At 34.9% G+C, this 22,047-nt stretch carries 23 protein-coding genes; 12 read left to right on the top strand and 11 right to left on the bottom strand.

Going from position 1 to position 22,047, the window contains the following annotated elements; all coding sequences use genetic code 11:
* Positions 1–619 precede the first annotated feature (619 nt).
* Entirely contained in the window at positions 620–1,108 is a 489-nt protein-coding gene (locus tag CM19_RS06955; RefSeq protein ID WP_235185646.1) for a hypothetical protein, read from the top strand.
* 302 nt (positions 1,109–1,410) lie between these two features.
* Here CM19_RS06955 and CM19_RS06950 read toward each other — a convergent pair whose 3' ends face one another.
* Positions 1,411–2,058 (bottom strand): hypothetical protein, encoded by a 648-nt coding sequence (locus CM19_RS06950; RefSeq protein ID WP_048099734.1) that lies wholly within the window; start codon positions 2,056–2,058, stop codon positions 1,411–1,413.
* Between the two features lie 36 nt (positions 2,059–2,094).
* On the opposite strand from CM19_RS06950, the gene CM19_RS12565 reads away from it, so the two are divergent.
* Complete coding sequence (locus CM19_RS12565) at positions 2,095–2,682, top strand: hypothetical protein (RefSeq protein ID WP_052349481.1); 588 nt, start codon at positions 2,095–2,097, stop codon at positions 2,680–2,682.
* A gap of 56 nt (positions 2,683–2,738) precedes the next feature.
* Positions 2,739–3,926, top strand: a complete 1,188-nt coding sequence (gene purT / locus CM19_RS06940) for a formate-dependent phosphoribosylglycinamide formyltransferase (RefSeq protein WP_048099733.1) — start codon at positions 2,739–2,741, stop codon at positions 3,924–3,926.
* Here the strand turns inward: purT and CM19_RS06935 are convergent.
* Entirely contained in the window at positions 3,915–4,949 is a 1,035-nt protein-coding gene (locus CM19_RS06935; protein WP_048099732.1) for an arginase family protein, read from the bottom strand. The genes purT and CM19_RS06935 overlap by 12 nt on opposite strands.
* A 65-nt stretch (positions 4,950–5,014) precedes the next feature.
* Between CM19_RS06935 and CM19_RS06930 the strand changes: the two genes are divergently transcribed.
* The 3 genes from CM19_RS06930 (at position 5,015) to CM19_RS06920 (ending at position 7,707) form a co-directional block, all read left to right on the top strand.
* A complete protein-coding gene (locus CM19_RS06930) occupies positions 5,015–6,118 on the top strand; it encodes a CBS domain-containing protein (protein WP_048099731.1) in 1,104 nt (367 codons plus the stop codon).
* Positions 6,115–6,828, top strand: a complete 714-nt coding sequence (locus tag CM19_RS06925) for a carbon-nitrogen hydrolase family protein (protein WP_048099730.1) — start codon at positions 6,115–6,117, stop codon at positions 6,826–6,828. The genes CM19_RS06930 and CM19_RS06925 overlap by 4 nt, the downstream gene beginning before the upstream one ends.
* 84 nt (positions 6,829–6,912) lie before the next feature.
* Positions 6,913–7,707, top strand: coding sequence for a hypothetical protein (locus tag CM19_RS06920; protein ID WP_048099729.1), 795 nt, complete (start codon positions 6,913–6,915; stop codon positions 7,705–7,707).
* Between the two features lie 90 nt (positions 7,708–7,797).
* Here the strand turns inward: CM19_RS06920 and CM19_RS06915 are convergent, their stop codons facing one another.
* The 3 genes from CM19_RS06915 to CM19_RS06905 all read right to left on the bottom strand — a co-directional run bounded on the left by CM19_RS06915 (position 7,798) and on the right by CM19_RS06905 (position 11,124).
* A complete protein-coding gene (locus CM19_RS06915) occupies positions 7,798–8,751 on the bottom strand; it encodes a VIT1/CCC1 transporter family protein (protein ID WP_048099728.1) in 954 nt (317 codons plus the stop codon).
* Between the two features lie 37 nt (positions 8,752–8,788).
* On the bottom strand, positions 8,789–9,247 hold the full coding sequence (locus CM19_RS06910) for a hypothetical protein (RefSeq protein ID WP_048099727.1): 459 nt from the start codon (positions 9,245–9,247) through the stop codon (positions 8,789–8,791).
* Positions 9,248–9,480: 233 nt separating this feature from the next.
* On the bottom strand, positions 9,481–11,124 hold the full coding sequence (locus tag CM19_RS06905; protein ID WP_048099726.1) for a cbb3-type cytochrome c oxidase subunit I: 1,644 nt from the start codon (positions 11,122–11,124) through the stop codon (positions 9,481–9,483).
* 912 nt (positions 11,125–12,036) lie between these two features.
* Here CM19_RS06905 and CM19_RS06900 point away from each other — a divergent pair.
* Both CM19_RS06900 and CM19_RS06895 read left to right on the top strand, forming a co-directional pair.
* A complete protein-coding gene (locus tag CM19_RS06900; RefSeq protein WP_048099725.1) occupies positions 12,037–12,696 on the top strand; it encodes a ParA family protein in 660 nt (219 codons plus the stop codon).
* A complete protein-coding gene (locus CM19_RS06895; protein ID WP_048099724.1) occupies positions 12,693–13,106 on the top strand; it encodes a hypothetical protein in 414 nt (137 codons plus the stop codon). The genes CM19_RS06900 and CM19_RS06895 overlap by 4 nt, the downstream gene beginning before the upstream one ends.
* Positions 13,107–13,141: 35 nt before the next feature.
* On the opposite strand, the gene CM19_RS06890 is transcribed toward CM19_RS06895, so the two are convergent.
* Entirely contained in the window at positions 13,142–14,209 is a 1,068-nt protein-coding gene (locus CM19_RS06890) for an NAD(P)/FAD-dependent oxidoreductase (RefSeq protein ID WP_048099723.1), read from the bottom strand.
* Positions 14,210–14,881: 672 nt separating this feature from the next.
* Between CM19_RS06890 and CM19_RS06885 the strand changes: the two genes are divergently transcribed.
* Positions 14,882–15,340, top strand: coding sequence for a PadR family transcriptional regulator (locus CM19_RS06885; RefSeq protein ID WP_048099722.1), 459 nt, complete (start codon positions 14,882–14,884; stop codon positions 15,338–15,340).
* Here the strand turns inward: CM19_RS06885 and CM19_RS06880 are convergent.
* The 4 genes from CM19_RS06880 to CM19_RS06865 form a co-directional block, all read right to left on the bottom strand.
* Positions 15,317–15,871 (bottom strand): thiamine-phosphate synthase family protein, encoded by a 555-nt coding sequence (locus CM19_RS06880; RefSeq protein WP_048099867.1) that lies wholly within the window; start codon positions 15,869–15,871, stop codon positions 15,317–15,319. The two genes, CM19_RS06885 and CM19_RS06880, sit on opposite strands and share 24 nt — an antisense overlap.
* 655 nt (positions 15,872–16,526) lie before the next feature.
* Positions 16,527–17,219 carry a DUF1614 domain-containing protein gene (locus CM19_RS06875; RefSeq protein WP_048099866.1) on the bottom strand — a complete coding sequence of 231 codons (693 nt, stop codon included), beginning with the start codon at positions 17,217–17,219 and terminating at the stop codon, positions 16,527–16,529.
* 39 nt (positions 17,220–17,258) lie between these two features.
* Positions 17,259–17,741 carry an NTP transferase domain-containing protein gene (locus CM19_RS06870; protein WP_048099721.1) on the bottom strand — a complete coding sequence of 161 codons (483 nt, stop codon included), beginning with the start codon at positions 17,739–17,741 and terminating at the stop codon, positions 17,259–17,261.
* Complete coding sequence (locus CM19_RS06865; protein ID WP_048099720.1) at positions 17,704–18,654, bottom strand: AIR synthase-related protein; 951 nt, start codon at positions 18,652–18,654, stop codon at positions 17,704–17,706. The genes CM19_RS06870 and CM19_RS06865 overlap by 38 nt, the downstream gene beginning before the upstream one ends.
* A 30-nt stretch (positions 18,655–18,684) precedes the next feature.
* On the opposite strand from CM19_RS06865, the gene CM19_RS06860 reads away from it, so the two are divergent.
* Together CM19_RS06860 and CM19_RS06855 are read left to right on the top strand one after the other, a co-directional pair.
* The gene (locus CM19_RS06860; protein ID WP_048099719.1) at positions 18,685–19,407 is read left to right on the top strand and encodes an ABC transporter ATP-binding protein; all 723 of its coding nucleotides are present in this window, start codon (positions 18,685–18,687) and stop codon (positions 19,405–19,407) included.
* Positions 19,407–20,402, top strand: a complete 996-nt coding sequence (locus tag CM19_RS06855; protein WP_048099718.1) for an ABC transporter permease — start codon at positions 19,407–19,409, stop codon at positions 20,400–20,402. The genes CM19_RS06860 and CM19_RS06855 overlap by 1 nt, the downstream gene beginning before the upstream one ends.
* Here CM19_RS06855 and CM19_RS06850 read toward each other — a convergent pair.
* A complete protein-coding gene (locus CM19_RS06850; protein WP_235185645.1) occupies positions 20,379–21,218 on the bottom strand; it encodes an enoyl-CoA hydratase/isomerase family protein in 840 nt (279 codons plus the stop codon). The genes CM19_RS06855 and CM19_RS06850 overlap by 24 nt on opposite strands.
* Positions 21,219–21,404: 186 nt before the next feature.
* Between CM19_RS06850 and CM19_RS06845 the strand changes: the two genes are divergently transcribed.
* Positions 21,405–22,047 (top strand): cbb3-type cytochrome c oxidase subunit I (locus tag CM19_RS06845; RefSeq protein WP_048099717.1); only part of this gene is annotated, 643 nt, incomplete at its 3' end.

The raw sequence follows: 22,047 nt of genomic DNA, 5'->3' as shown, positions 1-22,047 counted from the left end.
CATCAACCCTTGGCTTGATCCGGTAGAGGGGGTCAACTCTGAAGGATCTGAGGGCGGATCTAGGGCGAACGGGACAAAACGCTAATGGAATCGACTAAATCACGGTCTACAATGTAAGAACAACTATGAAACAATGATAAGTTCTATCAATATACTAAAATCTCTCAATTCTACTCTAATAAGTTATAAATTTTCCATTTTATATAATCATCATTAGAATATCTATAGACGACATCATTTAAACAATCTTTTAAGCGTAATGCTCAGGATGGGGTAACGCTCTTCACTACTCAGTAAACCGTCACGTCATCACTTCTTTATTAAATTCTTTTGGATTTAGTTATTATATCTAACTTCTCTTTGAGCGGTATAAGGTAAGCAAGAATATAATCATTTCTTGTTATATTTTATAGGAATATAATTAATAAAAACTTTAGTATGTATCTAATAACTTTTTAGAATAAACATTATTTTTATTGATTGATTTTTATATATTAGTAATAATTCAACTAAAATAAAGATTTTCGTATCAGTTGTTCCATATCTAGAGAATATAATTAATTTAAAATTAAATTGATTTTTTGTAAAAGCAAAATTGTTGTAGATTTTCAAATCTTAAATGGCAACTTTTTTAAGATCGACTTCAACATTTAGGACAAGAAGTACATCTATGTTAAGCTTACTCATAGGTTCTCCATGTCCAGCATGGGAAGATATAAAAGATATAATGCAGGACTATCCTAATGCCGCTGTTTATATAGATGGTAATGATACTATTCAATTAGTTAAAGTAACTGATGTAGATGAGTTTTACGTTACTACTTCCGTACTTGTTAGCCCTAGATATCTTAAGACAACCAAACTAAAATATATTAAGTTATCAAAATATGTAGCCTTTCCTAGTTTTGACGAAAAGGTAATTAAAAAGCTAAAAGAACTAAAGAGTTGGCACGCAATAGAGTATTACGAAGGGGATACTTTTATAGGAGGCTGGCTACTATATGATTGCAGAGATTGTGAGAGAAAGCAAAAAATGCACTTAGAAGTGAATGTTGATTTACCTACGGATGAGATGATTAAAAGGCATATTCAAATACATGACATGTAATATACTTTATTAAATATAAGTCACGAAAAAGCATGAATATAAAAAACTTCTTTAATCATTCGATGCTCACTATGGTATTTCGTTTTAGATCCTACGCTAACGATTCATTAGTTAGGGCGTTAAAAACCCGTTGAAGTTAGCGTGCGAGATATACAATACGCTGCAGTGGGCATGAATCTATTTTTGTGGATGAAAAAAGGCTCAGAACGCGGTGAAGTCCAAGATCTTTATGGACATGACAATAAGTGTCCGCAAAGCCCAAACCTCTTGATGGAGTCAGGATATTATATAAATCTTTACATTCAAAGAAACCTTAATGTCAATATTAAAAACAAAAACGTACCAAACGAGACAGTAAGATTATCATCCAGTTTTCCATATTTCTCTAAAACAGTAGCAATAATCCCAGATAGCAAACCTACATAAGATAAAAGAAGATAACCCAAAGTTGCACAAAGTACGAGCATTCCTAATGAACCCCAGTTCCCTTTCATTCTCTTGCCATAAACATAGTTTCTTATTATTCCTGTAATGCCATCGCCAAACGACATGTAAAATAAAGGTAGTAGAGCAACGTAAAGTAATTTATTTCCAGGATCCCAAAAACTTGGAATCAGAACCCATGATAGAAGCAATATTGTCCCAAAGGAAAAAGTAAAGAAAACTTCTCCCATATCTCCTTTATCTTGAAACCATGAAAGCATCTTACCCTTTCTATGAAGTAAAAGGTAAATCGTTAATATATATGGGAGAATTATTGGAATTAAGGGAGACGAAAAAACGAAAGGTCCCAGAACTGCTACTACTCCTCCTCCTAGAATATGAATAAATTTTCTTGCTACGTATGTACCTTTTTTATCTGCTATAATTCTAGAAAGGTAAAGTGTCACAAATCCGACCCAAATCGTGAGCGCTATACCCCATGTTATGTCGGTTAAGTCAATTAGCACGATTTTTAACCTACCTTTATTTTTTATAAATCTATCTTGAAGATCTACGTATTAAAGGATCGTATAGATAACTCAACAAGTAGTAATGATGTTGTAATCGTATTAGATGGACTAATCGTAAAGATGTTTATAGAAGGAAAAGAAGTTAAGATTAGCCCTAGTGAGGCTAAGAATAAGAATATGCCAGAGAGAATACAGAAGATTCTAGAGTATTCTGTTGCTGATTCTTCTGAATTTCAGATTTTTAGCATTTTGAGGGATCTGGGATATCCGCTAAACGGTTTAATAGGTATGAGCTTTGAGGAATATATTTACGATATCCTTAAGGCAAAATATAAGGTAAAAAGAGGAGCTGAGATCTTTCAGACAGTATCAAGGTTTACCGGGAAAAGAACTCATAATAAGCCTGATTTTATTGTAGAAGATAAGATAGTAGTAGAAGCAAAAGTCGGTTCTTACAATTTTTCGCAAATCAAGGAATACTCTAGATTATTCGAGAAAGGAATTATAGTCTTTCCATACACTTCACAATGTAAAGTTCCTCCTCACTGGATATGTTTGTTTAATACGTTGATTGACAGAAAACGAATTTACTCTTATGTAGATCGTCTTTTACTTAAGTAAGTAAAAATTTTGTACTTACTAATAATGTTTTTTATTCTATCTAAGTAATAATCTGCATGGAAATCAGTACGCCTTTAATGCAAGACTCTAAGAAGGTCTTGCTTTTAGGAAGTGGAGAATTAGGAAAGGAAATTGTAATAGAGGCTCAAAGAATGGGAATAGAAACAGTTGCAGTTGACAGATACGATATGGCCCCTGCAATGCATGTAGCGCATAGAAAGTACGTTATAGATATGCTTAATGGTGAGGCAGTAAAGTCTATCATAAAGAGAGAAAACCCAGATGCAATAATAACGGAAATTGAGGCCATAGATACTGAAGCTTTAATAGATTTAGAAGACTCTGGATACAAAATTGTACCCAACGCTAATGCAGTAAAGATATGTATGAATAGAATAGACCTTAGAAGAACTGCTGCAGAAAAAGTCAGACTCCCTACAACTAAATACGGTTTCGCTGAAAATGAGGAAGAAGCAAAGAAAATATGTAAAGACGTTGGATTTCCATGCCTAATAAAGCCTGAAATGAGCTCTAGTGGACATGGACATGTTCTTGTTTCTAAAGAAGAAGATGTGGAAAACGGTTATCGTGAGTCTATTTCCCATGCCAGAGGAAAAGGACGTAGAGTTATTGTTGAAGAATATGTAAAAATTGATACAGAACTTACAGTACTAACTTATAGATATCCTACTGAATCAGGAATCAAAATGAACACGTTTTCCCCAATTGAACACAAAAGACCTAGCTATTTTTATGTGGAATCATGGCAACCATCAACTGTTGATGATAAAACAATACAACTGGCAAAAGATTACGCGCTAAAAATTGTCGAGGAGTTAGGTGGCGTGGGAGTATTTGGTGTAGAGATAATAAAATCAGGAGATAGAGTTCTTTTTAGCGAAGTCTCTCCCAGACCGCATGATACAGGAATGGTGACTATGGCTAGCCAGAACATAAGTGAATTTCAAGTTCACGTTAGAAGTGCAATAGGTTTACCAACTCCTCAAGTAGATATAGTTTCTCCTGCAGCTTCCCATGTTATTTTAGCTCAAACAAGTAAATGGAACCCTAAATTTATTAATATAGATAAGGCCCTTAACATTCCTGGAGTTCAAATAAGGTTATTTGGGAAACCATATTCTTACGAACATAGAAGAATGGGAGTTGTATTAGCTACTGGAAAAGACACAAATGAAGCAATAGAGAGGGCTAGAAAAGCTTCATCCATAATTTTAGTGGGCTAAATTTTTTCTTACCTGCTTTATTTTTTGTATAGTATCTTTAACCTTCTCCATAACAAATGGGGAAGAAAATGTATTGCAACAATCGTGAAGAGTATCTACTTCTATTGACTGAATTCCGGTTAGCTCTGCAATTGAGATTACCCAGGTACGGGCAGTTGCATCGTAATTATATCCTCCACCGCCAAGTAATATGATCTTACCTGACACTTTATGGGAAAGGGAATGAAGCTCTTTTATAACATTTAGATAACCGTGTGTACTAAGCTTTAGTTCAACAAGTGGATCGTCAAAATGAGAATCTCCTCCTTCCATTATTATTAATAATTCTGGTCTATACTCTTCCAATATAGGCATGGCTATTTCATTAAAAGCTAAAAGATATGCGTCATCCGCAGTACCAGGAGGCAGTGGAATATTAACAGTTTTTTCATCGTTATCTTCTAAATTTCCAGTTCCTGGAAAGAATCCTCTATGAAACATATGGAGAGAAACTTTTAGGATGTTATCGTTTTTAAGTAACTCCTCAGTCCCATCGCCGTGGTGACCATCGATATCTACAATAGCAGTTCTGTACTTTTTCTCGGCTATTTTCGCTATTATAGCTACATCGTTAAACACGCAAAAGCCTTCAGCTCTACTTCTTTTAGCGTGGTGAAATCCTCCACCTATGTTAATAGCATGTTGATAACCACTATCGATCGATTTCAAAGCTGATATACTACCACCTACTCTAATCAAGGCGGACTCATAAATACCTTTGAACACAGGAGTGTCTCCTTCATCTAACATACCTTGACCTATATCACTTAACATCTTTACTTGGTCTATGTAGGATCGATCGTGTGCAATTTCCAATTCCTGTCGAGTAGCTGGCTGAGGTTTTAGAACATCAAGCTCGTGAAAGAAACTTCTCTCTTCCATTAACCTCTTTGCCATAGATTCTCTTAAAGACTTAAATGGGTGAGTTCCTGGGAATGAGTAATCCAAATAACTGTCACTCCAAATGAACGCTGTTTTATGCATCCATAGAAGTTTTAATTTCTAATTATAAAAGATTAGACGCGAGAACCTTGATTGAAGAAATCGTGATGGAACCAAAAGTTGTAGCAGATCCTCAGGATAGATTAAGGGAAGTAATAGCAAAAATGAAAGAGGAGAATCAATGGGTGGTGCCAGTAGTTCTTCATAAGAAGTTAGTAGGTCTTATTTCATATAAGGATTTAATGAAGAGAAGGGTTAGCCCAGAAGCAAAAATTATTACAATATCCTCTCCTTCAATTAGCTTAAATGAAGACGATGACTTCCCTAAAGTTATTGCGAAATTTTATACAACTAAGGCTAGAGCAGTTCCTGTAATTAACAAGAATAGGGAAATGATTGGAATTATTACTAGAGAGTCCCTTTTAAGGTATCTTATAGATACCGATCAATTGCCAGATAATAAAACAAGAGAATATATGAATTCACCTGCACTTTCAATATCTTCAGAGGAGTCAGTAGCAAGAGCCAGATGGATAATGATAAGGGATAGCATATCTAGATTACCAGTAGTTAATGAGAAGAAGTTAGAGGGTATAGTTAGTTCTAGAGATATAGTAAATTCCCTTTATTCTGTTTCTGAGAAGAAAAAGGCATCTATACTAACAGAGGAAGAAAGAATAATGGCTATGCCTATAAAGGAGATAATGACATCCCCCGTAATCACCGTAAATGGTTCAGATCCACTGAAAAAAGTAGCTGAACTCTTAGTGAAAAAAGGTATTTCGGGAGCACCAGTTATGGAAGGGGATTTTATCGCTGGAGTTATAAGTGGAATAGATATAATCAAATCCTTAGAGAAAAAGTATAATCTTAGTATGCCAATTCAAGCTAAGTTGGCCTCTGGATTAACAAGCAACACTACAAAAGCTGAGATAGACGCTGTAGTCGAAAGATACCTTAGTAAATTGGAAAAAATAACGGACATAATAAATTTTAAGGTATCTTTTAAGGAGGCTGCTAAGAGTCAGAATAAGACCCTTTATAAGAGTACTGTTACAGTTTCTACAAAACAAGGCAACTTTATTGCAAGTGAGACAGACTGGGATCCCATAGTTGCAGTTAAGAAAGCTGTCGAAAAAGTTGAGAACAATATAGTTAAAAAGATTAAGAGGTTGCAAAACAAGAAAGTGTCAAAGGAAGAAGAGATTTGAAAATAGCCATAGTACAACCTCTTTCAGCTAAAAGTGGAGTAGATCTAACTGAGTCAGCTCTTAAGGAGGGGGCTCAGTTAGTCCTACTACCAGAGAAGTGGGTTAAATCCTTAGAAGAATTACCAATTAAGGAATTTCAGCGACTTGCTCTTAAATATACATCTTATATTATACCAGGTGCTGTAGATGATGGAGTTTCAATAATTGCGCCAATTATAGACTCTAGAGGAAATATATTAGCTATAGCTAAAAAGATACATCTTTTCGGAAAAGAGAAAGAAAAGCTTTTACCAGGAGATAAACTCATTGTTTTTTCGTATGGAGGAATAAAGTTTTCAGTAATAGTGTGTTATGATGCAGACTTCCCAGAAATAGCTAGAGCCTCTTTTATGAGAGGAACCGAAATCTTTCTTATTCCATCTAAAATAACGTCAAACGGATATGATATATGGAAAGAATACCTGAGAGTCAGGGCTCTAGAGAATAGAGTATCGGTAGTAAACGCAAACGTGTATAGTCCGCCCTTTTACCCGGGTAAAAGTTTTATTGTTGTCCCAGAAAAATCTGGTGATATCGTTGTGCTTAAGACTATAATAGAGTTAGGAGATGAGGAGGGCTATGCAATAGCAGAAATAAATCCTTTAAGTTATTTCAATTTAAGAATAAGTAGAATGAAAGAAATTACAAGCTTTGAAGTAGAAGAACGATAGAGCTACTAATACGTCTTGACAACGTTAAAATTAAAGTAAAGATATTAAGGTGAGCTTTTAATTGTAATAGCAGTTAATGACTAGATGAACCCTATATCCCTCAGCCAATTGGAAAAAATTCCTGGAATGGCCTCAATTATCTCTGACATAAAGAATGATATAAAAAAGAAGGAATTAGTTCCACTGGTCTCCTTTTATTTGGAAGATGATTTACTTAGAAATTTGATAAAAACACTGGAAAAAGAGTTTTCTAGATATGACGAATTCTTATATGAGAGAACAACATTTGTAAGGAAGATACTAAACAGTAAAGAAATATTCCCTACCAACTTATTTCCATACTATATAGTTCCATTATCGGAAGAAACTAAAGTGAAGGTTGAGGATAATGATAAAGTACCTCCTCTCATTATACCTTTGGAAGGAAAGTTCAGACTAGTTTTTATGAAGTATAATACATTTACAGATATTGAAAATGCAATAAAGTCTCAGATAGAGGATGATCTAATCATAGAAGTAGAAAAAGGAGTAATAATTAATGAGGATAAGAAAAGAAACATCTTTATGGACTATAGGTCTGTAGAGAAGATGGAAGAGTCTAGACAAATAGTTTCTTACCTTATGTTACCTGGAAAGTATATGTTGTTATCGGCTATTATCGCCAATAATGTCGAGAACGACAATATAATTGAAATAAGGAGAAAGGAAGATAATGTCCTAATTGACGTGATAAGAGGGCTAGCTAAAAGTGACAACGTATTAAGAGGAGATACGTTAACACTAAGGGAAAAAGCTTTCCTTTATTATGACGTTAAAACTAAGGGAATAATAAAGGAGGAAATCCTCAAAAGTATAGCTTGGAAAATAGCCTCCATATAAGCTTTTATCTTTGTAGTATAAATAATTAAACGTTGAAATTCTTTTTAATAATGAAAATAGAGTAAAAACATACTTCTTAACTGATGGAGATTAAATTAGTAAAATAATCTCAATAATATGAAACGCTATACCTAATAAGTGAGTAGCAATAGCAGCACTAATTGCTAAAGATGTCATCTGTATACCTTTTTTAAATGGGTTTACGTCACTTAATATCCCAATCATACTTCCAACTATAAGAGTAGCAATACCGGTTATAACATAGGCTATAACAAGACCTGTTAACCCCCCAGCTCCTAAAAGAAATGGCATTACCGGAATTAGAGCGCCCAAAATATAGAAGATAGCCGTTGTAGTTACGCTTTCCTTGGGCTTATTTTCTATAGTTTGCTTAACTTCTGACCCTAATTCCTTCATCTTTTTTCTAGAAGATTTCTCTATATCGCTTTCTGAACTTGAGGATAAATATGCTCCTATACTCATAGAAATTGTTCCAGATATCCCAACTATAAGTCCACCTAACCCCACATATAGAGGTATATTAAATATACCTGCTAAACCTGATACTCCAGCTAAAACTTCAATTAATCCATCACTAACAGCATATATGGCATTCCTAACGTTATCTATATTTATTTGGGCACTAATTAAGATATCTTCGTGAGCTAGCTCTTCCATCATTATGGATGAGAGTCTCTGCTTTTCTGTATCGCTAAAACCCTCTGCTTTTGAAAGCTCTTTATATTTCTCTGAATCGTTTATTTCTCCCATCTCAGCAATTTTTAGAACTATCGGTAGACCTAATACCCTTCTCAAAAACTTCATGATCTTTAGCTTTAGAGATGAAAACCAACCTAATTCACCAATGATTACATTTCTTTTCTCTGCTACTTCCTTCCAAAATTCAGAGTGTTTTTTCTCCCCCTCAGCAAGTTCTTCAAGTACTTCCTTTACCTTAGGGTTCTTTTCGTCATTAGCAAGCTCTTTATAAAACATATATCCAAAGAGTTCTTCTCTATAGTTCTTCTTAATCATCTCTTCCATAAGAAGATATTTTAGTAAGTCTTATTTAAAAGTTATTCTAATCAATAGTAATCTTCGTAAAACTAGATGGTAAATTTTGAACATCATTTTTTGAAACTATTAGAACACAGCACCAGTTTGCGTAGTCCCACGGATTTTGTTCCTTAAGGATATAATACTTCAATCTATTTGGGGAAAATTCTTCAGCTTTCTTATACCCTATCTCTGATTTCGTGACTACGTAGACATTATCGGAAACAACCTCTTTCCCTTCTATATACCAAGTGACCTGTCTACTTTTTATCTTATCCCAGATTTCCTTCGGTTCGGATAATTTAAACCCAGCCGGCGCACTACCTATAACTTGATCTATTTCTTTAAGCGATACGCCATCATCTGAAACGATAAATATCGCATCTCCCTTAGGATAGTAAAGATATGTTTTATTTCCAGAGTACCCAAGAAGAACAACAAAAACTTGATCTCCATTATATTTAAGAAAATATTCCTCCGACATTAAGACTCTTCATTACTTTATCGTGAATTTTCCATATTATGCTTTTACTTTATGATAACACCAATTGCTTCTAAAATAGGGAATATTTTTGTACTTTTTTCACGATACTAACTTAAGTCTCTCTTTTAAAGATCTTTATTTAGAAACAATTTTTTTATCCTAACTACACTTAGACCTTAATATTATAGTCCTTAAGGACAAAGTCTTTCATATATTCTATTAAAAAAAATTATTTATTTATTATGAAGTTTCAGATGCCTTATCCTTGTTACGACTTGTTTATGTACTAGACCTCTTAGTGGAGTAGCCAATCTCATAGGCGAAATCCCTTCACTTCCTAGTTGCATCGCGACAGTTGATACTACATCTCCTACTGATAATCCCTCAACGTTAGCATTTCTTCCCTTAAGTAAAGTAAGTACTAAGTTGCCTAACCAAAGAAGCGTAGCTAGATCTGCAATTATAGAACCAACAGTTGATAGTACCTCTCCTGCAACATATGTTGGAGTTAACGGGTATATTTCAGCTCTTCTAACAAGTCCAGCTAACCCGATATACATGAAACCAACATCAACCATTACTGTGCCAAGCATATAGCCTATCATATGAGTCCATCCCATCTTAGCGGAGTACCACATTTTACCCGTAATCATTGGGACAACGAGATACAAAGTGGCAAATCCTGCTGGAACTATTGAGAACCATATCATTGCGTGGAAATGAGCAGGGACCCACATACTGTTATGAATAATGGAATCAAAAGCAATATCCCCGTTTGCTATTCCTGTAACTCCTGCAGCTATAGCTCCTGCAAAGCTTATTGCTATCCATACAGAGATTAAGTTAGGCTTAAACGTTGCACCTTTTACAGTAGCCCACAGGTTAAAGAACGTCATCATTGATGGAACGACTACAGCGTAAGTTAGTATCTCTTCAAAAATCTTTATTGAAGCAGGTAAATCTACCATGTATAAGTGGTGTATTGGTACGTTATTCGAGAATATTAGATAAAGCAATGCGGATACTCTACCCAGTTTATCGCTATATAGTGGTTTATTCGCTAACATTGGGATCAAGTAATACATTGACGCTATTGCTGGCATCCATACAATGTACACTATTGAATGCCATAGAATCCCCCATGATATCTGATTTGCTATAACGTCTAAGCCGGTAATATGATAGTAGGCTAGTATGTCCCATGTATTGGCTGCTAACTCTCCACTCCAACCTATCGCTATCATTAAGGAAGTCATTAAAGCAAATACTGCAAATATTGGAAGTTTTTCTTTCATCCCCCTACTCGCTATGTAGTAATGATATATTAACCAAATAACGAAGATGTAAGTTCCTATATCCATCAGCTCGTAACCAAAATACCATAATGGGCTTACAACATACTGTGAGCTTCCTGGTAAACCTAATGGGCTAAGATAGTACCAGCCTTCTGCGCCAAAGTAGTTATCATTAAATGATGGAAATGCAACAATTGGTCCCTCAAGTAGCATAAAAGAGATGTTAAATAGGATAAAACCTATGTTTAGGAACCATTTGGCCTTTGGTTGTAAGTTTAATAATCTAAACGAGAGGAAGATGAAAAGAGCTACTTCTAGTTGAACTGCAAAGCCAAACAGATCTCTAACTCCGTGAAGGGTTATTGATCCGTAGTATTCCTGAGAGGTAATAACTAAGCTTTGCGTTAACCCCCAAGAAGCTTCCTGTATTCTAGCCATTAAAGCGTCAATAATGCCTAACATTCCCCAGATTAGGCTCATCACTATCATTGCCATAGTTATTCTACTTACCCAGTCCTTGTCTAGCTGAAATATTGCGTTTATCAGTGTGAATAGAGGATTAGAACGATTATGATAATTCATTGTTAAAACGTTAATCAGCTTATTATAAAAATTACATTAGAATAGAGTATAAGTTATTTTGAAAACTAGCTTAAAAATGAAAATAAAAAATAGAATTAAGATAATAAATAAACGTTACTAAAAGTTCAAGCATTATATACTTTGGTTTAGTAAAATAACAACTGTTAAATTTTAACTGCACTAATGCTGTGAACATTAAGATATAAAGCGATTCCAAACAATTTGTTAAATCATATATCAGGTATCATTTCATACAAGAAAACACTTTACCAATATTAGCTAAGTGAACTGCCAGATCTTTTGTTAGTCTTCTACCTTAGTCTTCTGGCGATCTTCTTCTCGCTACAGGAAAGTGTGCTTTGTATGATGATTCCAACAAACTCTGAATACTAGAGGTTTTACAGAAGAGATCACAATAAGTTCCCTACGTTCCATGAATATAGCACAATCTCACAGAGATCATAAATTCTTCTCTTAATAATTTTAAGAAAATATATTAAAAAATAAAATCGTATATAATCTATTTAAGAATATATCTAACCGTTTATCCCTAGAGGGCTTTAGGTTGTTCATTGTATTTTAGTCCTTTAGGACTTTCCCCTCTCACTCACCTTTGATGGTGGGACAACCACCTCCAGTGTGGGATCCAGGATCTGGATCAACGACGTTTATCCCTTCAGACATCTATCGCCCTGCACCTTTTTGCGTTGTGCTTCATCGGTGTAGGATTAGTCATAAAAATGATAATCAACTTAAGGGCCTTTTGTTACCTAGAATCTGAAACTGCTTCACGACCCCATTCTACTGATAGTTCTTCTGCATTTCATTAAGACAAATATCTCTCTAGACTACTGACTCTTCGTATTATTTCCTTATTTGCCTTTTAAACGATATTCTTTGAATACTCTAGACATGATAGTCACGGTAATTAATCAGAAAGGGGGAGTAGGAAAGACTACTACAGCAGTTAACCTGGCTTACATCTTATCAAGGAATAAAAACGTGGGCTTAATAGATATGGATCCAGAAGGAGGTACAACTACTTCTTTCGGATTAAAGAGAGAGAAGAAGGAGATTCCTCTTGGGGGAAAAAGTGTAAATATATTCAATGTAGAATTATTTCCCTCTCATCTTGGTCTTCTTAAGATGGAACTTAATGGAGATGTGGAGGAAGTTACAAATAGCCTAAAAAATATCGCTAAGAGCTTCGACTTACTAGTTATAGACACGCCCCCAAACTTGGGGACATTAGCTCTAGCTTCTATGATAGCTGCAGATAAGATACTTTCTCCAGTAACACCGCAGCCCTTAGCAATGGAGGCTGCAAAAAATCTAGATAGTAGACTACAAAGTCTAGAGAAAAAGGCAATGGCATTTACTAATATGTCTGCAAAACCAATCGAGATTAACTTACAGTCAGTAAATTTTCTGAAAATATCCGTTCCTCAGTCTAAAATCTTTATTGAAGCCTCTAGACTCGGAGTTCCAGCCTCTAGATATGAAGAGATCAGAATGAAGAAACCAAAGTTAATACGCTTCTATGAAGAGTTATCAAAGGCGATTCTAGAGTGAGTGAACTAGATTTCTTACTAAAGAAAAAGAAATCTTCAGAGGAGAAAATAGAGAAAATAGAGAAGAGAGAAGAGGAAAATCAAGAGAAGAGAGAAGACTATAATGTAAAGACTGAAGAGAAGAGTTCAGATCCCTTAAACTATACTGAAGAAAATGGAGAGAAAAAACAAGAAAGTGGAGAAAAGAGTATAGACTCTATAGAGGAAATAATGAATAAATTTCTTGAAAAAGATCCAAAAATAGGTGTATGGAGCTACCCTGCTTTCCTAGTATTACAATACCTCTATAATACTAAACCAGGTTTCAGAATAGGTAAAGTAGCAAAAGAAGCGCTAGAAATAGGTCTGAGGCAACTATATCCAGAATTATTTGATAGGGCAATAGATATATACAAAAACAAAGTAAGGTAGTCTCAGGAGTATTCTTTTCTAAATAACCTATTTCATTAAAGCAATTCTCCCCTTATAGTTCTCCAATACATATTACCAAATTTTGTCTTTAGATTTGCAAAGAATTTATTAGGACCTAAGGCAAAACTTTTCTCGTAGTTCATATATATAAAAGAACCTAAACCGTTCCCAGTATAAACTGCACATGCAGCATCTCCATTAAACCTAGTTTTCCCGGATCCATAAATATCAGATAATATCGATTTAACTACAAAATTTGCCTCAAAGTGGGCTATAGCTCCGGTTTTAGGAGGGGAAATTATATTGGTAATGTCGCCTATTGCAAACACATTATCTAAGTCTTTTACTTTCATACTGTTCTTGTCAACAGGAATTAAACCTGAGTTATCTGTTAGATCCTTAAATTCTTCTGAGGCCTTAATTTGCCCATCTATAAAAGCTAGATCATATTCCACTTTATCCCCATTCTCGGAAAATATTGTCTTTTCATCTTTTCTTACTTCAGAAATTTTAAATCCACGAATTACATTAATACCATTTTCATGTGACCTTTTTCCTAGTATTTCTGCCATAGGTTTCTGAATAGGTGGTGGAGAGACAACAGGATTTAGTAAGGTTATCTCAGCCTTAGGAAATCTTTCTTTCAACATAAATGATAGCTCAAAAGGTGCTGCTGGACATTTTATTATTCCATATGAACCGATGACTATTCTCTTTCCCTCAAAATTATCGATTTGCCTTTTTATCTCTTCTGCTCCTTCTAAACTATGCCATTCTGGAAATCCTTGTGGATGAGAAGACTTAACTCCTGCAGAAATTACTAAATACTCGTACTCCATTTTTTCTCCATTGGCTAAGTTTACAGTATGATTTTCTAGGTCTACTTTAGTAACCTTATTTTTTATCCACGTAGACAGAACTTCACTAGTTTGTTTTGTAATTTCTGATTTATCTACTTTGCCTAGGGCATAGTCTATGATCCCAGGTTGATATAAGTGATATTCTAGTGGTTCTATTACCTTAACATCTAGACCTTTTTTTGATAACTTATTAGCTACTATAGAACCCGCGTTTCCTCCTCCAACTACAACTACTCTTTTCATTATTATGGCTTGTAACTGTAAATATTTAAACACTATACTTCTTAGAGTTAAAACATGATTTAATTAATTATAAAAAAATTATATATTACAGATTCATGAAATGTTTTAAGAAATTTATATGCCATAATGAAATGTTTTTACTATATTTATACTTTATCCAAAAATCTCAATAAGTTGATACTCTCCGGGTAACTATCAGATTCACCTTAGTTCTCTAACCGTTTATCCCTAGAGGGCTTTAGGTTGTTCATTGTATTTTAGTCCTTTAGGACTTTCCCCTCTCACTCACCTTTGATGGTGGGACAACCACCTCCAGTGTGGGATCCAGGATCTGGATCAACGACGTTTATCCCTTCAGACATCTATCGCCCTGCACCTTTTTGCGTTGTGCTTCATCGGTGTAGGATTAGTCATAAAAATGATAATCAACTTAAGGGCCTTTTGTTACCTAGAATCTGAAACTGCTTCACTTCCCAAACCTTTAAAAATAAACATGCAAGACGCAAAACGAGTCATATATAGCATTAAGTAGTTAATTCCAGGACTTTCATATAAATAGCTGAACAGGCTCCAGTTATGGTTCTTAACTAGAGGAAACCTGAATAGTATTTGGGAAGGGAAAAACTCATATGATAGATAAAACAAGTATCCATAAAGAGTAGAGTGTAGGACATGAAGACAAACATCGAAAGACTTAGGAAAGGTAGGCTAAAACTACTAATACTTGACGCACTTAATGAAAGACCTATGCACGTATATGAAATAATTAAGACTATTGAGAAAAAGTTTAGCGGTCTTTACAAGCCCAGTCCTGGATCTGTATATCCGGTTATAAAAAGTCTGGTCTCAGAAGGTCTAGTAAAAGTTGACAATGTTGATGGAAAGAAAATTTATGTAATAACAGATTCTGGTCGTTCAACATATAAGGAGATGAAAGAAGAAGCTAAGAATTTTTTCAGTCAAAACAATCAATATAGAAAACTCACTAGATCTCTCTTTGACATTGGACTAACATTATATAACTATAAGGAAATACTCAAGGACGAAAAGACGTTTAATGAAGTAATGACTGTAATAGATGACTGTAGGAAAAAGATAGAAGCTGTTCTAGAGGGAGTTAAGAAGGAGTAAAGATTTCTTTACAACATCAGTAGGATTGCTGGACAATATAAATATCCCTGGTTCTTTTCCGTAGTCACCCAGATCGACCAAGTACTGAGGTATATGGCCAAGACTTTCATAGGCCATTTTAACCATAAAGTTCATTGTGTGACCTTCCATTTGCTTACTCTCCTCCGGTTCACTTTTCCTATCAAAGAAATATACGTCCTCTAGTCTTTTAATAACATTCGGTAAATATTTTAAATTTATTGCAGATCTTAATGATTTATTATATTTCATTGCCGTTAAGATTATCCTTGCAACGTGATCCGAAGCTCCAAAAGCTGGGGGTAAACAATAAATCACTCTCCCAAAAGCTACCGTTAACCTTCCAGGAAAGGCTGCAACATCCTTTTCATCTTTAGGATTAGAGATTGCAAAGCCCAAATTTGTTCTTATCTCTGGGATAAGAATATAGGATTTTTCATTGGATACAAAATAATCCGCAGCTTCTTTTAGCTCCTTTAAAACTAGATCTCTTTCAGATAATTGCGCTGCCATCACAATAATAATCATATATCAGCCTTTAAAGCTAGCATTCGAAACTCACGCATAAATTGTTAATTGTTTTATCTTAATTTGTGATCTACCCTGCACTACAGTGTGGAGCTTCCTGCTTTATCGTCAACCCTTGCCTTGACCAAGGTAGAAGGGGGTCAACTACACAGGATCTAAGGTTACTCCCCCGCCAGACGGGACAAAACGTTAAGGGAACCGACTAAATCGCGGTCTGCGACGTAACCATAACTTTCATAGAAGAAAATTCGATTATCTCTAGGAACCTCTTTAACCCGTCATGAAAACGGTCTGCAATTCTCTGTACTGTCTGAGAATAGAGTTGTTTATCCTCTTTATTTTGCTTTCTCAGATCAAGGGCTAACTACCTTAGTTGAATTTTTACTTAACCTTTTTTTCTATAAAAGTAGATTGATCTACACCGTAGTGTGTTGTATATCTCACACGCTAACGGGGTTTTTAACGCCCTTACTAATGAGTAGTTAGGATAAGATCTAAAACGGGATACTACAGTGGGCATCTTGTTAAATGGGTAAGCATCGAATGATTAAGGAAGTTCTGTATGCCCTTTCATACGCGATCTAAAGATCGAGGTTTTCAATTACAATTAACTTGTAAATCTAGTAATATTTTACCTTATTTACAGGAGAGAAATTAAAATTTCTCCTATTACAATAGAAAATAACCCAGACAAGAATATACCATCAAAACTTCCCATTCCGCCTATGCTAACTATTTGAGGAGATGAGTCAAGTATTTTCCTCAAGTTGAGCAAATCTGCTCCAATTAATGTCCCTAAAACGCTGCTTATATAAGCGGATACTGGTATAAGTTCCGGCTTTCCCATGAATAATATGTAACTTATTAATACTGCAAATAAAGGTGGAACTATTGGATGCATTACTACTCCGACTCCTTCTATCACCTTTGATAATATCTTAGAGATGATTATTAAAAATAAAGTAGCAAATAATATAAGAACAATATAATGAAATGTAAAATACATTAAAGTTAGAGAGAGTATTAAAGGCATTATGGCCCCTCCAAAATTTAAGGCAATCAATGTAGTAGCGTAAGTATGTGATAATCTAGGTATATAGAATGGAATTCCAAAAACGTATACTACGTCGTAACTAGGAATTTTGGCTATCCTCTTCACTTCCTTTACTACTAGGTTTACTGGACTTAATGATAGACTAAGAACTGAGACCTCAAAGGCAAGCAAGTAAGAAAACTTGCTATTGACTCCAACAAAGGAGAGAACATCCCTAAAATAACCCATTGAAATAAAAAGAAGTATAAGACCTAATAGTACATAGATTGGAAATAACATACCCCTTACAGGAGAGTAAACTATTATTCTCAATGCTATCTATATACATGATTTATTTATCTTCTCTAAATCTTCTTTGGTATTTACGTTACTTATTTCATAGTCTATAGCAACGTCTTCATAATCATCTCCAAACTTTCTCCAGAAACTTATTCCGACGTATTTTCCCCTGGAAAATAAAGTACATATATCTCTTTGACAAGCTAGCAAAGTATAGATAGCCCTATCCGGAATGAATGGCGTATCTGAAGGAAAAACCAAGACAGGAAATCCCACCCTATTAATTGCCTCTATAACGTCAAACTCATAACCCTTTCCACTAGTTAAGATTACATTATTGAATGTCTTTACTATTTCAATGTAAACCGGATTACTTGGAACAGTAGCAATAAACACTGTCTCTGCGAATTTATGAGCAATATCATAAACTCGTTGTATCATCGGTTTTCCGCATACCTCTAGGAAAGGCTTCATCGGAGATAACCTAGTTCCTTTTCCTCCAGCCATTATAATTGCCTTCAACTCTAATAAGCTCCTCCTCAAAGTTCTCTCTAAACTCTCCAATACCTTTAAGATATAACGCTGGCTCTCCCTTTTCTAATCTTCCTATTACACTTCCCCCAACTCTTCTTATAACTTCCTCAGGAAATCTAGTAACGACAACGAATGAACCAGAAGAGATAAGCCTTAGGTAGTCTATAGAGAGAACCTTCGATATTTCAAGGGTTTCTTTTTCAACCGGTATTTTCGAAGGATCAACTTCTACTCTGAGTTTAGAAAGTCTAGAGATCTCCAGAAGATCTTGTAAAACTCCTCCCTCTGTAGCATCATGCATACCTATAACTACGTCTGAAACCTTAAGGGCTCTATCCTGAACTATAATTCTCTTTTTAAATTCTTTTGCTCTAATTATGGTTTCCTTGCTTACTCCCTTTGATAGTAGCAAATCCTCCATATGACTTAATATCCAAGTACCTTCTATTCCTGCGCTTCCTACCATAACTACGTAATCTCCAGCTCTTGCGTCCTTAACGCTAATAACTTTTTCTGATAGAGAGATAGCAGTTGATATGACTATATCATTATCTATTCCCCTTGTAACTTCAGTATGACCCCCTACAACATGACAACCAATAATAGAACATGCCTCTCTTATCCCTGAGATCTCACCTTCTAAATTTTCCCTCTTAGATAAAAGGATAGTAGTTAAAACCCACCTACAAGGAACTCCCTTCATGTTAACATCGTTACAAGATACTGCAACAGCCAAAAATCCTGCATCATCGCTTGATTCGGTAATAGGATCTGAATGCGTAACAATATATGGTTTATCAGCTATAAGAACTGCATCATCTTCCCCTACTTCAGGACAAATTACACAATCGCCTATAGGTATTCCTGGTATTGAATCTAAGGGAATCTTACCAAAAGACACATTAACTTTATACTATTCACATAAATAAATATGGAAGCTATTAAGGTTGAAGACCTATGGAAGTATTATGATGAAAAGGAGGTGTTAAAGGGTCTCACATTCTCCGTGAATGAGGGAGAAATATTTTCTATCTTAGGTCCAAATGGAGCTGGAAAGACTACCACAGTTAAAATTCTCTCTTGTATTGATAAACCTACAAGGGGGAAGATTGAGGTATTAGGATATTCAATACCTTCTCAATGCCAGAAGATTAGGGAATCTGTTGGTATTGTACCTCAAGAGTTCCAAGGTTTTTCAGATTTGAGCGTAAAGGATAATGCAAGATACTTTGCAGAATTATATGGAAAAGGAAATAGCTCTGTAGAGGAAACATTAAGTAAATTAGGTCTTATAGAATACGCTAATACCAGATTTAAAAAACTCTCTGGAGGATACAAGAGAAGAGTAGCTATAGCTTGTGCATTAGTTGGAAAACCTAGCTTAATTTACCTTGATGAACCTACAGTAGGATTAGATCCAAAATCAAGAAGAGATCTTTGGAATACAATAAAAGAGCTTAAAAATAAAGGTATAACCGTGCTACTGACTACTCACTACTTAGACGAGGCTCAAAAACTCTCAGATAAGGTTGCGATAATGTACAATGGGAAAATCATAAGGAGTTCAACACCCGAGTTAATTATGAAGGAATTTGAAAAGTCCTCATTGGAAGAGGCCTATCTGGCACTTATGGAGAGTCTAGGCGAAGAGTAATGAGGAGGATAATTTACACCGCAAAGGCGATAATAAAGGATAACCTAAGCAATAAAACAACTATATTCTTTGTAATAGCCTTTCCACTATTCTTAGCTATGATATTTGCTTTCGCTTTTGGCGCTGTAAATCATACTGTCGAGACAGTTGTAGTTAACCAGCAAGGTCTTGGAAGATTCCTAAATACAAGTGCAATGTTCATTGGAATTACTAGTAACATTAGTGTTCATAGTGCTCTTCTTCATAATTACTTTGTTGTTAACGTAAGCAAAAATGATACTATAATATATTATCCTTCTAATTACGGTTACCTTGTGCCTTCCCTTAAAGCCCTTATTTTGGAGTATAAAAGTAATGATTCATCTATGGTATTTACCCTATATTCAGGAAAAGGTTTTACCGGGTCAGAATTCGTAATATCAGGTATGATCGGGGTAATAGCTCTATCAAATGGAGTGTTTGGAGTAACTGGAGTATCTACAGGCTATTATAGAGATAAACTAGTTGATAGATTAGCAGCTTCTCCATTAAAGAATCATGAGTGGGTAATCAGCCTAATGATATATGAGCTTGTAATAACTCTGATATCAATTGTTCCATTATTCCTCTTAGGTATTGCCCTAGGGTTTATACCAGCTATTGGCGTTCTTTTCATAGTATTTTTACTCTTAGGAACATTAACGTTCTCAGGATTAGGAGCAGTTATTGTAGGAATAACTCCGAAGGAAAAAATCTTTGTCTCGCAGATAGCGGCAAACATTATAACCTTTCCTCTCATTTTTTTAAGCAATGCATTCTTCCCAACAGTTGACTTTCCAGGAATAATAAGATATATAGTAGAATATCAGCCAGTTTCTATCCTAAACGATATCATAAGGGGACTAATAGTTTATAGGGTACCTCCTTCCCCCTTTAATATTTTGTACATATTCCTTCTTACATTGGTTCTAGTTATGTTAGGAGGTAAGACTCTAAGACTTAGAGAAGCTGACTGAAGCCCATGAAGGTTTTACCCTAGCCAAAAATGCGTTTATACCCTCTCTTGCATCGTCACTACCTACCTGGATTACTAAATTGGTGAAAGCCTCCTCCATATCTCTAACTAAATAGCGTGAAAGTTCCTTTCTCATCAGAACTAATGATGATGGTGCAAAGTTTGATAATTTGCCAAGTAAATAGCTGATTCCTTGATCTAAATTTTCAACTACTTCTGTAACTAGGCCAATTGTCTTAGCTTGATCTGCACTTATTTCCTCTCCAAGCATAGCCATTTTTTTTACGTTCTGGAAACCTATGATATATGGACCTACTGTTATTAATGCGGGAGGAAAGACTCCTATTTTACCCCCAGGAGCAGCAAATTTGGAATCTTTATGCGCTATAACGAAATCTAAAAATAGTAACATTTCTAGAGAAGCACCGTAAGCTATACCTTCAACAGCTCCTATTGTTATTTTATCTAAGGATATCAACTTCAGATAAATATCTTTCATATATCCGAAGAATGAAGAGGCAAATTCTCTATCTTTAGATGCAACATTTAGTTCCCTTATATCAGCTCCACTACCGAAATTCCCGTTATTTCCATTAAACAAAACGTATTTAATTTCTCTTCTCTTCTCTACATCTCCTAAAAAGTCAAGAAGCTCTTTCATTGTCTTTACATTCCACATATTAAATTTAGACTCAGAATTGAACGTGACCTTTGCTAAATTTCCTCTAAAATCTATTAGTAAACCCATAATTCCCTTAGTTTTCTCGAGAAATAAATTATTATACTGATCGTTTTGAACATCTAACAATTTAAGCAATAATAGCGATAAGTTATTCCATTCTTCTTGGTATATAGATAAACTGCTTTAATAATAAATAAACATTAAAGATTGATATATTTATAACTTAATCCCTATTGTTAAGTTTTTACTTAAAAAGGTTTTAAAAAAGTATATATTTGATCTTAAATAAATGATATATACCATTAAAGATAGCATTAGCTCATGTCTACGCGTTCTAATCCTCTATTCACACTGATAAACGCAATATTTCAGCTAGACAAGGACTGGGTAAGTAGAATAACTATGGCAATGATAGTGATGAGCCTAATCTGGGGAATGTTAGGCATTATTGACGCTTTAATGGCTAGAATACAGGAAGCTTCTTGGGGGTTAACGCAAAGCTTAGTTATTACCTCTCAGGAATACTACGGATCAATAACCCTTCACGGAGTTAGAGATCTGTTTGGCTTTGCAGTTCAACTAGAAGTAGCTCTTTTCATCTTCCTCTCGTTTAGATTATTAAACTTACAACCAAAGGCCAAATGGTTCCTAAACATAGGTTTTATCCTATTTAACATCTCTTTTATGCTACTTGAGGGACCAATTGTTGCATTTCCATCATTTAATGATAACTACTTTGGCGCAACTGGTTGGTATTACATGAATCCCATTGGTATCCCTAATTATTCCCAATATGTTGTCAGCCCTCTTTGGTTCATAGGTTACGAGCTGATGGATATAGGAACTTACATCTTCGTTATTTGGTTAATATATCATTACTACATAGCGAGTAGGGGGATGAAAGAAAAACTTCCAATATTTGCAGTATTTGCTTTAATGACTTCCTTAATGATAGCGATAGGTT

The organism is Candidatus Acidianus copahuensis, assembly GCF_000632495.1.
Classification (GTDB): Archaea; Thermoproteota; Thermoprotei_A; order Sulfolobales; family Sulfolobaceae; genus Acidianus; species Acidianus copahuensis.
The sequence above is the reverse complement of the archived record's forward strand: the minus strand, read 5'-3'. Positions and strand labels throughout refer to the sequence as shown.

What these genes read in the sequence shown, in the direction of transcription:
- CM19_RS06955 (WP_235185646.1), top strand. Translation starts at nt 620, where the DNA reads ATGGCAACTTTTTTAAGATCGACTTCAACATTTAGGACAAGAAGTACA.
- purT (WP_048099733.1), top strand. Translation starts at nt 2,739, where the DNA reads ATGGAAATCAGTACGCCTTTAATGCAAGACTCTAAGAAGGTCTTGCTT.
- CM19_RS06935 (WP_048099732.1), bottom strand. Translation starts at nt 4,949, where the DNA reads ATGCATAAAACAGCGTTCATTTGGAGTGACAGTTATTTGGATTACTCA.
- CM19_RS06930 (WP_048099731.1), top strand. Translation starts at nt 5,015, where the DNA reads ATGGAACCAAAAGTTGTAGCAGATCCTCAGGATAGATTAAGGGAAGTA.
- CM19_RS06920 (WP_048099729.1), top strand. Translation starts at nt 6,913, where the DNA reads ATGAACCCTATATCCCTCAGCCAATTGGAAAAAATTCCTGGAATGGCC.
- CM19_RS06915 (WP_048099728.1), bottom strand. Translation starts at nt 8,751, where the DNA reads ATGGAAGAGATGATTAAGAAGAACTATAGAGAAGAACTCTTTGGATAT.
- CM19_RS06910 (WP_048099727.1), bottom strand. Translation starts at nt 9,247, where the DNA reads ATGTCGGAGGAATATTTTCTTAAATATAATGGAGATCAAGTTTTTGTT.
- CM19_RS06905 (WP_048099726.1), bottom strand. Translation starts at nt 11,124, where the DNA reads ATGAATTATCATAATCGTTCTAATCCTCTATTCACACTGATAAACGCA.
- CM19_RS06900 (WP_048099725.1), top strand. Translation starts at nt 12,037, where the DNA reads ATGATAGTCACGGTAATTAATCAGAAAGGGGGAGTAGGAAAGACTACT.
- CM19_RS06890 (WP_048099723.1), bottom strand. Translation starts at nt 14,209, where the DNA reads ATGAAAAGAGTAGTTGTAGTTGGAGGAGGAAACGCGGGTTCTATAGTA.
- CM19_RS06885 (WP_048099722.1), top strand. Translation starts at nt 14,882, where the DNA reads ATGAAGACAAACATCGAAAGACTTAGGAAAGGTAGGCTAAAACTACTA.
- CM19_RS06880 (WP_048099867.1), bottom strand. Translation starts at nt 15,871, where the DNA reads ATGGCAGCGCAATTATCTGAAAGAGATCTAGTTTTAAAGGAGCTAAAA.
- CM19_RS06875 (WP_048099866.1), bottom strand. Translation starts at nt 17,219, where the DNA reads ATGTTATTTCCAATCTATGTACTATTAGGTCTTATACTTCTTTTTATT.
- CM19_RS06860 (WP_048099719.1), top strand. Translation starts at nt 18,685, where the DNA reads ATGGAAGCTATTAAGGTTGAAGACCTATGGAAGTATTATGATGAAAAG.
- CM19_RS06855 (WP_048099718.1), top strand. Translation starts at nt 19,407, where the DNA reads ATGAGGAGGATAATTTACACCGCAAAGGCGATAATAAAGGATAACCTA.